General features: G+C 69.2%; 15 protein-coding genes. 7 read left to right on the top strand and 8 right to left on the bottom strand.

Annotated features, from left to right (window positions below; all coding sequences use genetic code 11):
• Window positions 1-66 precede the first annotated feature (66 nt).
• Window positions 67-1749, top strand: coding sequence for a hypothetical protein (locus tag EV580_RS19430; protein WP_166654773.1), 1683 nt, complete (start codon window positions 67-69; stop codon window positions 1747-1749).
• Window positions 1746-3086 (top strand): CHAT domain-containing protein, encoded by a 1341-nt coding sequence (locus EV580_RS19425; protein ID WP_133692821.1) that lies wholly within the window; start codon window positions 1746-1748, stop codon window positions 3084-3086. The genes EV580_RS19430 and EV580_RS19425 overlap by 4 nt, the downstream gene beginning before the upstream one ends.
• A 5-nt stretch (window positions 3087-3091) precedes the next feature.
• On the opposite strand, the gene EV580_RS19420 is transcribed toward EV580_RS19425, so the two are convergent.
• Complete coding sequence (locus EV580_RS19420) at window positions 3092-3751, bottom strand: hypothetical protein (RefSeq protein WP_133692820.1); 660 nt, start codon at window positions 3749-3751, stop codon at window positions 3092-3094.
• A gap of 66 nt (window positions 3752-3817) precedes the next feature.
• Here EV580_RS19420 and EV580_RS19415 point away from each other — a divergent pair, with 66 nt between their 5' ends.
• Together EV580_RS19415 and EV580_RS19410 are read left to right on the top strand one after the other, a co-directional pair.
• A complete protein-coding gene (locus EV580_RS19415; protein WP_133692819.1) occupies window positions 3818-5137 on the top strand; it encodes a hypothetical protein in 1320 nt (439 codons plus the stop codon).
• Window positions 5134-6249: a hypothetical protein gene (locus EV580_RS19410; RefSeq protein WP_133692818.1), complete on the top strand. Its 1116-nt coding sequence runs from the start codon at window positions 5134-5136 to the stop codon at window positions 6247-6249. The genes EV580_RS19415 and EV580_RS19410 overlap by 4 nt, the downstream gene beginning before the upstream one ends.
• Here EV580_RS19410 and speB read toward each other — a convergent pair.
• Complete coding sequence (speB, locus tag EV580_RS19405) at window positions 6246-7289, bottom strand: agmatinase (RefSeq protein ID WP_370581619.1); 1044 nt, start codon at window positions 7287-7289, stop codon at window positions 6246-6248. The two genes, EV580_RS19410 and speB, sit on opposite strands and share 4 nt — an antisense overlap.
• 60 nt (window positions 7290-7349) lie before the next feature.
• Between speB and EV580_RS19400 the strand changes: the two genes are divergently transcribed.
• Window positions 7350-7724, top strand: a complete 375-nt coding sequence (locus tag EV580_RS19400; protein WP_133692817.1) for a nuclear transport factor 2 family protein — start codon at window positions 7350-7352, stop codon at window positions 7722-7724.
• A gap of 1 nt (window position 7725) precedes the next feature.
• On the opposite strand, the gene EV580_RS19395 is transcribed toward EV580_RS19400, so the two are convergent.
• From EV580_RS19395 to yaaA, 3 genes are all read right to left on the bottom strand, one after another.
• On the bottom strand, window positions 7726-8850 hold the full coding sequence (locus tag EV580_RS19395; RefSeq protein ID WP_133692816.1) for a GGDEF domain-containing protein: 1125 nt from the start codon (window positions 8848-8850) through the stop codon (window positions 7726-7728).
• Window positions 8851-9001: 151 nt separating this feature from the next.
• Complete coding sequence (locus tag EV580_RS19390) at window positions 9002-9601, bottom strand: class I SAM-dependent DNA methyltransferase (RefSeq protein WP_286171672.1); 600 nt, start codon at window positions 9599-9601, stop codon at window positions 9002-9004.
• A gap of 22 nt (window positions 9602-9623) precedes the next feature.
• Complete coding sequence (yaaA, locus tag EV580_RS19385; RefSeq protein WP_133692814.1) at window positions 9624-10370, bottom strand: peroxide stress protein YaaA; 747 nt, start codon at window positions 10368-10370, stop codon at window positions 9624-9626.
• A 118-nt stretch (window positions 10371-10488) separates the two neighbouring features.
• On the opposite strand from yaaA, the gene EV580_RS19380 reads away from it, so the two are divergent.
• Window positions 10489-11751, top strand: a complete 1263-nt coding sequence (locus EV580_RS19380) for a sensor domain-containing diguanylate cyclase (RefSeq protein WP_133692813.1) — start codon at window positions 10489-10491, stop codon at window positions 11749-11751.
• Window positions 11752-11795: 44 nt separating this feature from the next.
• Window positions 11796-12422, top strand: coding sequence for a nitroreductase family protein (locus EV580_RS19375; protein ID WP_133693145.1), 627 nt, complete (start codon window positions 11796-11798; stop codon window positions 12420-12422).
• Here the strand turns inward: EV580_RS19375 and EV580_RS19370 are convergent.
• From EV580_RS19370 to EV580_RS19360, 3 genes are read right to left on the bottom strand one after another with little or no spacing between them, the layout of a single operon-like run.
• Window positions 12413-13546: an alkaline phosphatase family protein gene (locus tag EV580_RS19370; protein WP_133692812.1), complete on the bottom strand. Its 1134-nt coding sequence runs from the start codon at window positions 13544-13546 to the stop codon at window positions 12413-12415. The genes EV580_RS19375 and EV580_RS19370 overlap by 10 nt on opposite strands.
• Window positions 13547-13566: 20 nt before the next feature.
• A complete protein-coding gene (gene modA, locus EV580_RS19365) occupies window positions 13567-14331 on the bottom strand; it encodes a molybdate ABC transporter substrate-binding protein (protein WP_133693144.1) in 765 nt (254 codons plus the stop codon).
• 11 nt (window positions 14332-14342) lie between these two features.
• Entirely contained in the window at window positions 14343-14747 is a 405-nt protein-coding gene (locus EV580_RS19360) for a TOBE domain-containing protein (RefSeq protein ID WP_133692811.1), read from the bottom strand.
• Window positions 14748-14871: the final 124 nt, after the last annotated feature.

The following is a 14871-nucleotide window of genomic DNA, read 5'->3' as shown; positions in this document are numbered from 1 at the left end:
CGGACGTGCCAGGCACGTCCGCCGTCTCGCCATCTCCACGCGGTCCGCGCGATTTATGATGCAGCCGTGTCCATCACCGGCGATCTGCAGCGGGCCCGCGAGCTCGCGCTCGCCGCCAAAGAGGAGGCGGCCAAGGACCTCCTGCTGTCGCTGATGCCGGAGATCGAGCGCGAGGACCGCGACGATCTGGCACTCGAGGTCTTCGCCCAGCTCGGCGAAATCTACCTCACCAGAACGGCATACGACGGCACCCGCCAATGCCTTCAGCGGATGACGGATTGCCTGGCCCACTACGAGACCGGCACCGAGGCCGACCACATGATCGCCCGCTACACCATGCGGGCCCGCTTCCTGCGCACCGGCCTGGCCGCGGCCGCAGGCGAGCACGAAGAGGCCGCACGGGAACTCGCCGAGCTGGACGAGGACGAGGCCCCCCGCCGGTTCGCCGACCTCGAGCCCGAACAACGCCACCTGGTGACCCTGGCCGGCGTGCTGTGCGCGACGGCGCTGTGCGATGACGATCTGCACGTGCCTGCTGCGGCTCTGTGGCAGAACATCATTCCGGTCGTCGAGGGTTTGCCCGAGGGCACCGACGAGACCGACCAGCTTCTCGTCGCCACCGGTATCGCCTACGGCCGGTTCTGTGTGGAGACCGGCCGGCTGGCCGAAGGGGACCAGTGGCTGCACCGGGCGAGCGCGCGGGCGCAGCGCCGGGAGTGGCAACTGTATTGGGCGCGAGCCGAACTCGAGACCGCGGCGGCCACCTGGCTACGGGGCGACCACGAATCCACCGAGCGGCTGGTCGGGGCCGCCTACCCGGTGATCGCCGAGCATTCCCGCGCTCACGACGTCGCCCGGTGCTGGTTGTACTTCGGGCTCACCCGGTTGGGAATCGGCTGGCTCAAGGAGGCCGACGAATCCTGGGGGCACGCCGAAACGCAATGGCGGGAGCTGGGCCGCCCGCTGTACATCCATCGGATCCTGATGCAGCGCAGCTGGATCTCGGTGTTCCGCGGCCGGTTCGACGAGGCGGTGAAGCAGGTCGCCGAGGCCCGCGAATTCCTGGACAGCTGGTCGCGGTCGAGCTGGCTGCAATACGCGCGACTCGACGACCACCTCGGCTCGATCTGGCGCGCCGACGCCCTGGCCGACCTGAACTTCGATGGAATCGGCGATCCGTCGAGCGACGACTGGCAGCAGCTTCAGGAGCGCCAGGTGGCTTCGCTCGGGGTCACCCGCTTCGACACCGGAAGCGAACGCCACCGCAGCGCCCTGGCCAAACTCGAGAAGGCGGCCGACCTCAAGATTCCGGCCGCGCTGGCCGTCGACTCCGTGCGCTACGCCATGACCGATGCCGACGCCCGCTGGCGATGGGCCTCCCAGGTCTCGGCCCGGATGCTGGCCGGCGCCTTCTCGGTGGCCTGGGAATGGGAGAACGACACCCTTCTCAGCGAGCTGATCGAATACCACTGCGCCCGAGGAACTTTCGCCAACGAATCACGTGGTGAAGCCGGCGGTTGGGATGCGCCCGCGACCGCGACGGTGCCCGTCGAGACCTGGGACGAGGAGGCCCTGGCCGCTGGCGGCTTCGTGGTCGACGCGCTGACGCAGACGACGCTGGGTGCCCTTCCACCGCTGCAGATGGAGCCCGGCGGCAGCCCCATCCTGGCCCGCTACCGGCTGCTGGCCCAGAACCGCTACGGCCAGGCCGTCACCTCCGGCCGCCCCGTCTGGTCGACCTGGCCATGAGTACCACGCTCGTCTTGCGCTTCGCCGACGTCGGGGTGGCGACGTACGCCAGCCTGCGTGTCGTCGGAGCACCCGACCGCACCGTGACGTGGGTGGTGCACGAACCGATCGTGCTGGCCGCGCTCGAAGAGCTTCGCGGGGCGTTGCCCGACCCCGACGGGCACGAAAGCCTGAGCGAAGCGCTCGACCGGGCCCTGACCCGGGGGCCGTTCGCCACCGTGGAGGGCGAATTGACCCTCGCCTACATCCTCGGTGTGCTGCTGATATCGGCGGCGGCCTGGCAGCTGATCTCGGAGTGCGTCGCCGACCCGCGCCCGGTGCTGTTCATCTCGCCGAGCGCACGACTGGCCCGCATCCCGTGGGGCGCGTTGGCAGTTCCCGTGACCGGCCCGAGCCCCGAGGAACTGGTCGCGGCCCGCAAGGAAGCCGTCACCTTCAAGGGCACCAACGCCGCACGCATCCCCTGGCAGCTCGCCGATATCAAGAGTGCGACCGAGGGTTTCCGCTTGATGGAAATGGTCGACGTCGTGATGGCAGTGCCGCCGAACATCGTGCACGCCCCGCGCACCCCCGCGCACTGGCGTGAAAGGAAAAGCGCTCCAGCACTTCTCGTGATGGACCCCCGTGTTCCTGGCCAGCGACCGGATTCACCCCTGGGCTCGGTCCTGGGCAGGCCCTCGGGGGAGAGCACGCTGTCGCGCCACTTCGACGTGCTGCGCGCCCACCGCCCGGTGCTGCCCGAGGTCGGTGCCGCCGTGGAGCTGTTCCGCCGCAGCGACGCCGACCGGGGCTGGCTGGCCACGCTGCTGGACCGCGCCCCGAGCCGGCTGCTCTATGTCGGCCACGCCAGTGCCGCCGACCAAACGCACGGCTACGCCGACCGCGCCGCACTGCATCTGGCGTGCACGTCCGCGGCCGACGGCGCCGCCGAACCGGTGGGGGATCACCGTCCGCTGCTGGCCGCGGATCTGATGGCCGCTCAGCTGCCGGTGCCGCCCCGGGTGGCGCTGCTGGCGTGCGGCTCCGGCGGCGACTATCAGTTCGACGAGGCCACCGGACTGGTCGCCGCGATGGTGCTGTGCGGCAGCGAGCTGGTGACGGCCACGCTGTGGTCACTGCCCACGACCGCGGGATACCGCCGGTTCACCGCCCGCACCGAGGATCCGATGGCTGAGGTCGTGATGGCGGTCGATGACGCGCACGAGGCCGACGACGCGGTGTTGAGCCTGAACCGCTGGCAGCGCGAGCAGATGCGCCGGTGGCGCGACGGCGATACCACCGCCTGCCCGTTGTACTGGGCCGCGGTGGTCACCTTTGCGGTCGGGGGTGCGCGATGACCGGGTCAGGCCGGGGGCAGGCACACCGTGATCGCGGACTCGTCCTCCGGCAGGTAATAGGTGTCGATGATGCTGCCCGGGGTGACCTTGGCCAGCACGGACTCGGGCACCAGGGTGGTTTCGCGGGCCGGGAACTGCCCGCCCCCGGGGCGGGTGACCATCAGGTTCAGCTCGACCTCGCGGTAGTCGGCACGCTCGCGGCCGGTGGGCCGCATTCCGGTCACCACCCCGCACGAGCGGGTGCCGAACCGGATCAGCTCCAGCTGGTCGTCGGTGAGCACGCCTTGCCGCAGCAAGCTGTGGTCGGCGGCGGCCCGCACGGCGATGGCATCGTCGGCCAGCGAGAGCTGCTTGCGGCTGGCCGGGTCGAACGACACCAGCACGATCACCCCGGGACGCAGGGCCGACACCACCGGGTCGTCCTGGCCGTGGCACAGCCGGCCGGTGAAGCGCTGACCGGCAACACTTTCCACCTCGATGACGATGACAGGATCGTCGGCGCCCTCCACCATCTGCACCATGCCGACGCCGATCGAGCGTGGGCAGCGTGTGCGGCGAGGACGTTGCGGACGGGGTGGCTGACCGCCGAGACCGGCGGCGACGATGATCGAGGCGAGAGCGATGGCGGAGACGACGGCGATGGCGCCCAGCAGTGCATCAGACATGGTGAGCAGCGTGCCTACCGTCACCGGCTACCGAACCCAACTTCGTGCTGGCCTTATTCTGTCCGGATGAGCGCCGGCCCGGACACGGTCACCGCCGTCGGCACGTCGCTGCCGCGGCGTGCGGTGATCGACCGCGCGTGGCGGGCCCTCGGGCCCGGCGTGGAGGTTCTCAGCGGTGACGACGGCGGGCCGCTACGCCGGACGGTGAAACGCATCCTCGACCCGCTCGTCTTACGACTGCGCGCCAACCCCGCGTACTCGGCTCCGTTCGTCGATTCCGAGGTGGCCGCCCAGATGGCCGACCTGATCGCCGGTCACGGCGACCGGTTGCGATCGACGGCCGCGTGGTTCGACTTGATGAAAGCGCAGCGACGGCGGCAGCGCATCACCGCCGGTAACGCCCAAGACCTCTATTTCCCAGTCTGTTTCGAGCTTGCGGTGACAAACGGCGCACCCGGCGCCGATGGCCAGCAGGTGGCAGAGGCGGCGCTGCGCGCCGTGCACGACGACCGTGACCGCACCGGCGTCGAGGTGCTCAACGAGCTCGTGGCCTCACCCGCGGTGCTCACCCGGCTTTCGGCCCAATTGCACCGCAGCTGGGCCGATGTGCGCGCCGACGACAGCATGAACGGCCCGTTCCTGGCCGGCCTGTCCACGGTGCTCGGCCCGGCCGAGGGGCATCGCGCCACCGTTGCCCGCCAACGGGTCTGGTCGGCACTGATCGCCGACGCGACACCGCACAATCTGGGCGCCCAGGCCCGTACCCACCCGTCGGCGCTGCCGTGGTCGATCCTCGAACTGGGGCTGACCTCCGCATTGCCGCTGAGCGTGCCGCCGTTGTCCGGCGGGTCGGAGCGTGACCGGCCGCTGGACCGCAGCGTGGTGGACCGTGTGCGCGCGACACTGCGGCGTGCGCTGGACCGCGACGAGCTTCCCGACGTACCACTGCTGTGTGCCGAGGAAGTCGACCGCGCCTGTGCCCCTTGGGGTTTCCTCGGCGAGGACAAACAGGCCGCGCTGGTGGCCGGTATCGAGATCGCCGGCCAGCTGGCCCCGCTCGACGAGCGCGCGGTGAGCCGCTATCAGCTGGCCGCGACGATCCAGGCCAGGCTGCGCAAGGAGGCCTACGTGCTGCACGCGCGGCGCGCCCTGGGCGCACTCGAGCCGCTCCATCCGCGTCAGCGCCAGGTGGTCGACGATCTGGCCAACTTCGCCCGGCCGTACCTGAGCCGGTTGTGGGCACGGCTGCACGGCCGCGATGTCTGGCAGGAATCGTGCGACGACGTCGACGATCTGCGCGCGCTGCTGGAGGGGGTCGCCCGTTCGGTGAGCCTCGACCACCGCCAGCGGATCAAGGCCATGCTGGAAGTCCAGGTGATGCAATGAGATTGGTTGCGGATTCCGGACTGTGGCGCATCGGTCCCACCGTCGCCGAAGTCCCTTTGGTGGCGGTGGTGGAGGTCGACGGCGCGGTGCTGGCCTGGACAGTCGACGAGTCACAGGAGCAGGCCGCGCAGATCACCCTGACCGATGCCGACCGGGCCGACTGGCTCTGGCGGGTACTGGGCGAATCGGGCCACCGCGCGGTGGCGACTGCCGCGGTGCAGCCCACCGAACCGGCTGCCACAGTGGATCTTTCCGACGTCGAGGTCACCTCCGGCGCACTTGACAGCCTGCGGCGACTGGCCATCGGGCACTGGCTGCGCCGGTGGTGGCCGGCCAGCATCCGCGACGGCATCGCGGGCCTGGACCCGGCACTGCTGGATGCCGAGATCGCGCTGGCGACGGCGCAATCCGACGATTTCGTGGGGGAGGACAGCCTCGACGCCGATATCCATGCGCTGCTGGCCCCGCACGCGACCGCGCTCACGTTGCACCTGCTGGTCGGCGACCCCCGCGTGGTGGAACTCGTGACCCGGTGTGTGCGGCTGGCCGAGGATGTCGGCGTCGACGGACCGGGCTGGGCCGAGCTGTCCGATGCCGTCGAGAACATGGCGGCACCGGCGACAGCGTCAGCGCACCGCGACGACTACGCCCTGGCCGCCGGCTCCGACGCCGGACCGACACCCGACGGATTGATCGCCCGAGGCGTCACCTCGCTGGCGTGGTCCGGGGTTCCCGGTGGCCTGTTCGACGCCGCCGAGAACACCGTCAGCTGGGCGGTGGCCGGCGACGACAATGGGGTGACCGCCGCACTGCACGTCGCGGTGATCGGACCCGGGTCACCGGTCGGTATCCCGATCACACTGCGCTGCAACGGGTTTACCGCTTCTGGCGCGCTTGACGAATCAGGCAGGGCGACCGTCGAATTCGCCGACACCACGGCCGCCGCCGCTTGGGACCAGGACTGGTCGGCGACCGCGGTCGTGGTCGGGGCCGAGACGTCCGAAGCGCCCGAATCCCGGGAGAGGGCCCGGCGATTCGCCCGGCAGCGGTTGGCCGAACCCGGACCGGACGCCTACCTGGCCGAGATCCTGGCCGCCGAGTCCGACTACTAGGCCAACGGCGACGGCGGTCCCGCCTTCGCGCCGGCCGCATCCCGGCGGCGGGCCGCCATCCCGGCCAGCGCTTCGAAGACCACCCGATGGGCGGCGTTGACGGTCAGCTCGGCGTGATCGTAGGCCGGGGCAACCTCGACGACGTCGACGCCGGCGACATCGTGCTCGTAGCACAGCTGCCGGACCATACGCAGCAGGTCGGCGCTGGTGATTCCGCCGGGCTCCGGGGTGCCGGTGCCGGGTGCATGTGCCGGGTCCAACACGTCGATATCGACTGAGACATAAAGCTTGTCGGCCTTCGCCAGCGCCTCGCTCACCGCGCGGCGCATCACTTCCTTGAAGCCCAGATCCCAGATCTCCTGCATGGTGTGCCAAACCATGCCCTGTTCCTGCATCCACTCGAACGTGTCCTGCGGCGGCCAGTAGCCGCGCAGCCCGACCTGGACGAAATGCGTACCGGGCACCGCGCCCGATTCGATCAATCGACGCATCGGCGTGCCGTGGCTGGCCAGGTTGCCGTCGATGATGTCGGCGGTGTCGGCGTGCGCGTCGAAATGCACGATCCCGACATTGCCGTAACCGTGCACATCGGCTACCGCGGTGGCCGACGGCCAGGTGATCGAATGGTCGCCGCCGAGCACGACCGGCACGATGCCGCGCGAGGCGACGGTGTGCACGCGCTCACGGATGTTCGCGTGCGACACCTCGGTCGATCCGTGCGGGCAGTGTGCGTCGCCGAAGTCGACGACCTCCAGCCAATCGAAGATCTCCAGCCCGAGATCCATGTGATACGTACCGGGTTCGTAGGCCGTGGCCCGGATCGCGCGCGGCCCGAAGCGCGCTCCGGGCCGGTTGGTGGTGGCGATGTCGAACGGTGCGCCGACGATCGCCACATCCGGGCGCCAGCTGTCCAGCTGCTCGGGTTCGGTCAGGAAGGGGCGGTGCCCGAACGAGGCCAGGCCCGAATAGGGCAGATCCAGCTGCTCGGCCATACCGGGTGGCAGTTCACGCGCGGGATTGTGGTCGTGGCCGTGGCTCATTGGGCAGACACTACCGCCCGAGATAGCCTCGACAGCAGTGTCTTCGACAGGAGTTGAGCAGTGAGCGGACCGAGCGACCGGGCTGAGATCGCGCGCGCCTTCGCACAGCACCGATTCGACGAGGCCCTCCCACATCTGGCCCGTGACGTTCGGTGGACGATCGTCGGCTATTCGGTCCTGGAAGGCGCCGACGCGGTCACCGCGACGTGCCGTGAGACCGCGGGCGGCCTGGCCGCGGCGGTCGCGACCTGGGACCACTGCCTGACCGTCGAGCAGGACGACGACGTCGTCGTCGAGGTGCTCGGGCGCTACCAGCGACAGGACGGCGTCACCGTCGTGTCCAGTTGCCACATCTATCGATTCGACGGCGCCGAGATCGCGTCGATCACGTCGTACGGCGTGGAGATCGACCCGGATTCGGTCGGCGCGCCGTGATTCACAGCAGCGGGGTGTCGTACCCGTCGGTCTCGTCGTCGTTGATGCTCAGATTCGGGCGTACCACGTAGCGGGCCTGGTTGCCGCCGGCCCGGCGCGCTTCGTACATGGCCGTGGTGGCCAGCGCGACGATCTCGTCGAGGATCTCGTGCGGCGGGTGTTCCACGAGGGGACGCAGCGGCGTGCTGACCACCCCGATACTGGCCGTCATCCCGCTCGGCGTCGCCGCGATGGCGCCGCGGATGCGCTCGATCAACGGGGACGAGTCCGGGGTGGTGAAGCAATCGGCCACGAAGAACTCGGCCTCCCCGACGTGACCCAGGATCGCGTCGCGGCGCACCGTCTCGCGCAGCGCCTGGCCGGCGGCGATCCTCGCCCGATTACCGCCGCGGTTGCCGGCGACGGCGACCATGGCCGCGAAGCTGTCGATGTTGACCACGCCGATCACGAGGTAGCGGTCGTCGTCGCGGTTACGCGAGGCCAGCAGCGTCGCGGTCTGCAGATAGAAGGCGTCCCGGTTGAGCAGCCCGGTCAGGGGTTCGACGGAGTCGGCGCCGTCCTCGGTTCCGGTGAGCCAGACCACCAGCCGGCAGGAGAACGCGGCGAACACATACAGCAGCAACATCAGCGCGACGCCGGCCAGGGCCAGCGGCAGATCCACTTTGGCCATCCGGATCGCGAGATAGATCAGGGTGGCGACGGCGACGGTGAGAATCGCAGCCAACAGTCGCGGCCCGTGGAAGAGGGCGGCGTAGCCGATGATCAACGCGAACGACGCCGAGCCGAGTAATCCGTACATCGGGACGACCGGGGCGATGGTCCCGATCGGTATGGCAACCGCGGCGATGCCGACCAGCACTCCCGATTCCGTCCTGGTCGGCCACCGATGTCGCAGCCAGATGAACGTCGACAGGAAGCACAGGACCGCGACCCCGCCCAGCAGCAGCCGACTGGCCGGCCACTGCAAGACGGCGGAACTGCCGATTGTCGACAACGAGATGAGACCGAGCGTGAAGACAGATCCCGCGATGACCCGGGAGGTGTAGGTCTGGGCGCCGCGGGCGGCCAGCAACGCGGTGAGGGTGTAGTACTGGTTCGCGGGACGGCCCGAGAACGCCGATCGCATCAACCCGTCCCTCCCTGATCGCGCCGATAGAGCAAAGCTCGCCAGCAACGCTCTCCTAGACAATCTACCGGCGCCGGATAATCACCCTAGCGAACGCTTTCTGCACTGGCCACCCCCTGTTTTACCAACTTTTTCGCTGGCGACAGTTTGTTCAGCGTGGCGAACGGCGCAGCCGGTGCACCGACACGGCGTAATCGCCGCCCTCGAACGGCTCACGGTCCCAGGTTGCCCACCGCACCACCGGCACCAGCCCCGCCTCCTCGGCCGCCTGGTCGTACTGCTGCAGCGACAGCCGGTCCGGACGCACCGAAAAGCCCGCGACCAGCAGTCCGCCCGGTGTCAGCCGCCCGGCCAGGCCGGCCAGCACCGCCGACTCGGTGCCCGGCTCCAGGAAGATCATCACGTTGCCCGCCAGCAGGACGAGGTTGACGCGATCAACCCCGGCCCGCGACAGGTCGGCGAGGTCGGCTTCGATCCAGCGCAGCTGCGGCGCCTTGTCCCTGGCGGCGGCCAGCATGCCTGCGTCGGCGTCCACGCCGACCACCGAATAGCCGCGGTTGGCCAGTTCGATGGCCACCCGGCCGGTGCCGCAGCCCGCGTCGAGGACCGAGTGGCCGCCCGACTCGCGCAGGATGCTGTCGACCAGATCCGCCTCGCCGTGGATGTTGTGTCCGGAATCGGCCAGCGATTTCCACCGGGCGTCGTACTCGTTGCCGCGCGGTGCCGACGACTTCTGCCAGCGGGTGCTCACGCCCACCATCCTGGCATCGCCGTCACGCGGGGACGACGACGGTCAGTTCGTTGCCGCTTCGCTCGACCCGCATCCCGGCCCGGCGCGCGACGGCGGCGACGGTCGCCGCGTCGCCGGGTTCGGACCGGGTGGTCGCGAGTACCCGGGCGAGTCGTCCCTTGTGCGCCTTGTTGAAATGCGTGACGACGGTTCTGCGGCCGTCGGGATGCTCGGCCAGGACGTCGACGCGAACCGCGTCGGGCAGCTTGCCCAGCCCCGCATAGGACCCCGAACGCAGATCGACCACCAGCTCGGCGGCGGCGAGCTCGGCCAGCACCGGTTCCAGGACGGGGCGCCAGCGAGCGGCCAGCGTCGCGCTGCCGGGCAGCTTGGACGAGGCCGACAGGCGGTAGGCCGGTATCCGGTCGTCCGCCCGAAGCAGGCCGAACAGCGCGGAACCGACGGCCAGCCGGGCACCCGCGCGGGCGGCGGCCGAACCCTTGAGCGACTCCACGTCGAGTGCGTCGTAGAGCACCCCCGTGTAGCGGTTGATCGCCGGCAATGTCGGCGAGCTCAACAGCGTCGCGTTGCGCTCGATCTCGGCATCCTGTGCCGGGGAGATGCCCAGCGCGCGCCGGCAGGCAGCGGGCTCGGCGGCCAGCGCGACGAGTTCGTCGACGAGATCCCGGCGCAGCGGGCCGAGCGCCGGGCTGCCCAGATCGTCCAAGCGCAGCGGGGGTCCGTCACCACCACTGCGTTTCGTCTCTGACGGCGGAAGCAGAACGATCACGACGCAGACGGTAGCGGTGCCCAGCGGTCCGGGGGATGCCGGCACACGGTAAATTGGTCCGCCAGTGTTTGACACAACAGACACGCGTGGGGGACGGCACCAACCTGGGGGTATGTAGGTGGCACTTGACGGTCCGCCGAACCCTGAAGACGACCTTGCCCGCCTTCGGCGGTTCATCGACCGCCTGCCCGCCGTCATCGGTTATTGGGACCGCGACGAGCGCAACGTGATCGCCAACGACGCCTACTTCGACTACTTCGGAATCACACCCGACGAGATCCACGGCCGCTCCATGCGAGAAATCCTCGGGCGACGGGTGTACGCCTATGTCAGGCCCCACGTCGAGGGTGTGCTTCGCGGCGAGACCCAGGTGTTCGAATCCTCGCTGCCTGACCGCCATGGGGAAGTTCGGCACTTCGAATCCACCTATATCCCCGACCTCGTCGACGGTGAGATTCACGGATTCTTCGTTCAGGGCCATGACGTGACAGCGCGCGTGCAAGCCGAAAAGACTCGCGACGAAGCATTCCGGCTGTTTCAGCTCCGGATGGCCAACGCACCGTTCGGCGAAGCCGTCTTGACGACCAATGGCCATGCGTTGCTGGTGAATCCGGCGTTGTGCCAGTTGGTCGGTTGCACCACCGAGGAGCTGTCCGGATCGACCTACCGCGACTTCGTGCACGCCGACGAGCTGGCCGCCGCAGTTGAGGAGCACCGCCAACTCATCGCTGGTGAGGTCGACCAGATCTCCGCCGAGCATCGCTATCTGCGCCCCGACGGAACCACGATCTGGGTGCAGCGCAACGCGGTGCTGGCACCCGGGCACGAGTACGGCGTCGAGGACGTCATCATCGCGCAGTTCATCGACGTCACCGCCCGCCGGGTCGCCGAAGCCCAGTTGAGCCGGCTCGCCGTCACCGATCAACTCACCGGTCTGCGCAACCGGCACGCGCTCGTCGCCGCGGTCGAACAACATCGCACCGCCGCACCCGGCACCGCGATGGGGCTGATCTTCGTGGACCTCGACGGCTTCAAACAGGTCAACGACAAGCATGGGCACGCCGCCGGGGACACCGTCCTCATCGAAGTCGGCCGGCGCTTGAGTTTGGCCGCACCGGAACCGAATTCGGTGTACCGCCTCGGCGGTGACGAATTCGTCGTCCTGGTGCCGGGCGCACCGCACGAGGCGGTCGTGGCAGGCCTGGCCGCCACGGTCTGCTCCGCGTTGACCGGCCGGTACGACGTCGGCTGCGATCCGTTCCATCTGACCGCATCGGTGGGATCGACGGTGGGCCTGACCGACGATGCCGAGGAACTGATCCGCCAGGCCGATATCGACATGTACCGGCACAAGGCCCGACTTCGCGAATCCGCTGTCTGAACAGGAGCGTGGTGAGAGCAACGAGCAGCGATATCTGGGACGTGATGTCGACGGCCAGATCCATCAGGCGATTCACCTCGGAGCCGGTCGATGACGCGACGCTGCGCCGTTGCCTGCAGGCCGCGACGTGGGCACCCTCGGGGGCGAACGCGCAGGGCTGGCGGTTCGTGGTGTTGAGCTCACCAGAGCAACGCGCGGTGGTCGCCGAAGCGGCCAAGCGCGCCCTGGAGGTCATCGAACCCGTCTATGGCATGAGCCGGCCCGCGCCCGATGACACCGGCAGGCAGGCCCGAAACAATCGGGCTACCTATGAATTGCACGACCGCGCAGGCGAATTCACCTCGGTGCTGTTCGCCCAGCAGCACTATCCGACCGCCTCTGAATTGTTGCTCGGCGGCTCGATCTTCCCGGCGATGCAGAATTTCCTGCTGGCGGCCCGGGCTCAGGGCTTGGGGGCGTGCCCGACCGGGTGGGCGTCCTATGGCGGGGAAGAACTGCTGCGCGAGGCCGTCGGAGTGCCCGAGGACTGGCTGATCGCCGGCCACGTCGTGGTCGGCTGGCCGCGCGGACGGCACGGCCCGCTGCGGCGCCGGCCGCTCTCGGCGGCGGTCAACCTCGACCGGTGGGATGCGCCCGCCGACGAGCTGCTGGCCGGCAACGTTCAGCCGTAGGCGAGTAGCAGCGGCACTTGTTGCTCGGCCCTGGTCAACGACCCGTGGTGGCCGACCAGCGCCGATTCCATCGGCTCGACCGTGCGCCGCACCAAGGCGGCCTGATCCTTGGCGGCGGCCACCACGTCGCCGATCCGCGGCCGCACCCGATCGTCGACGGCGCCGCCGAACCACCCCGCGGCGATCGCCTCGTCACGGGAGACCACCCAGGCATGGTCGGCCAGTGACTCTCGCCAAGCAGCCAGGACGTCGGCCGCCGCACCCTCGCGCACGTAGACGTGACGGGCCCGCACCTCGCCGCCAACGGCAGTCACACCATCGAGAAGTGTTGTGGCGGAATCGATGTCGAAAGCACCGACATGGTCGACGGTCACCATCCCATGGTCGGCGACGACGGCGAGCAGGCCGCCGGCCGGCAGCCCCGCGACGATGGACTCCACCAACCGGTCGACCTGCCGCAGCTCCATTCGCCAGGCGAGCGATCCCGGCCCGTAAAGGTGACCCATGAGGTCGAGATCGGCGTGGTAGCCGTAGCAGAAACCGCCCCCGGCGACCACGGCACCGACTTCGGCCGCCAGATCACCGAGACCCAAGACGCCGACGTAACGCCCACCACGCAACACCGCCCGGGTCAGGCCCGATCCGGTGAACTCCGCGCCGGACACCACGCTGACCGCGATGCCCGCCGACGCCGCCCGCTCGAACGTGGTGGGCAGCGGCTGGACCTCCTCGGGCACCGCCTGCTCACGCGCATCGTCGCCCCACGGGTAAGGCCGCCAGCGCAGTGCGTTGATGACCCCGACATCGGGCAGACAAAAGGAGAGGCCGACGACGCCGTGACCGCCCGACGGCAGGCCCGTACCGACCGCGGCCAGTCCGGCCGCAGTGGTGGCGGGGAACCCGACGTGCACGGTGCGGCCGCGCAGGCCGGCCAGCACGGGAGCATCGTGCGCGTGGGCGTCGAGGAGTTCGGCACCCAGTCCGTCGATCAGCAGGACACAAGCCCCGGCGACCGGCTCGAGGTCAAAACGCGGCTCGAAGCCGCCGGCCCCCATCGCCGCCAGGACCGAGGGCACCACGTCGGCCAGGTGCGGGGTGTCGGTGTCGGGGCGCGGCAGGTCCACGTCCTCGAGCCTGCCACACGTCAAGGTTTGCCGAAACCGGCTTTCGTCAGGATCTGCTGGCCGGCCGATCCGGTCACAAGGTCGACGAATTTACTTGCCAGAGAGGGATTTCCGGATTGCTTCAGGGTGGCGATCGGGTAGGTGTTCACCGCACCCGCCGCCTCGGGGAACGACACCGCGGCGACCTTGTCACCGGCACCCGCGGCATCGGTGACGTAGACGAGCCCGGCATCGGCCTGACCGCTGGTCACCTTGTTGAGCACGTCGGTGACCGAAGACTCCTCGCTCACCGGGGCCAGTTTCACACCGGTCTTGGTCTCCACGGTCTGGGTCGCCGACCCGCACGGGACCTGTGGCGCGCACACCACGACGTTGAGCCCTGGCTTGGCCAGATCGGCAAAGGTGTTGATGCCCTTAGGGTTTCCTGGCGCGACGGCGATGGTGAGCGTGTTGGAGGCGAAGTTCACCGGCGAGCCGGCCAGCAGACCCGCCTGGGCCGCCTTGTCCATGTTCTTGGTGTCGGCAGAGGCGAAGACATCGGCGTGTGCGCCCTGGGTCAGCTGGGTCACCAGGTCCGAGGAACCGGCGAACGAGAACTCCACCGACGCACCGGGATTGTCCTTGCTGAACTGATCGCCGATCTCGGTGAATGTCTTCTTCAGCGACGCCGCCGCGAACACCATGATCTTCTGCGGCGCCGCCGAGGTGGTCGTCGACGACGGTTGTGACGAGGAACCGCAGCCCGCGGTGGCGGCGATGAGCAGACCGGCGGCCAGTGCGGGCATCAGCCTCTTGATCACGCTTCTCCCGACGTTTCGACGATGACGGTGGTGGCTTTGACGACGGCGACCGCAACGCTGCCCGGTTGGAGATTGAGTTCACGCACGGCCTCGGCACTCATCAGCGAGACGACGGTGAAGGGACCGCATTGCATCTCCACCTGGGCCATCACGGTGTCGGTGACAACCCGGGTGACCAGTCCGGCGAAGCGGTTGCGCGCGGAACTGGCAATGGACAGCGGGTCTTTCGGCGCCGCGGCGGCGTTCTTGCTGGAGTAGGCGGCGAGCGCCGCGCCGTCGACGGTCTTACGACCGGATTGGTCGCTGCCCGTGGGCAGTTCGCCGTCGTCGATCCATCGCCGGATCGTGTCATCACTGACGCCGAGCAACTCGGCAGCCTCCCGAACCCGCAGCATCGGCACGGCCGAATGTTATCCGATTGGTTCCGCAGCTGCGGCCCATACCCACATTTAGGACCGCAGATGCGGTTTACCAGCCTCGGGGTAGCCCGTCGGCGTCGCGGCCCTAGGGTGTGGCCGTGCGACA

The organism is Mycobacterium sp. BK086, assembly GCA_004362315.1.
Classification (GTDB): domain Bacteria; phylum Actinomycetota; class Actinomycetes; order Mycobacteriales; family Mycobacteriaceae; genus Mycobacterium.
Note: the sequence above shows the minus strand (reverse complement) of the source record. Positions and strands in the feature narration are given on the sequence as shown.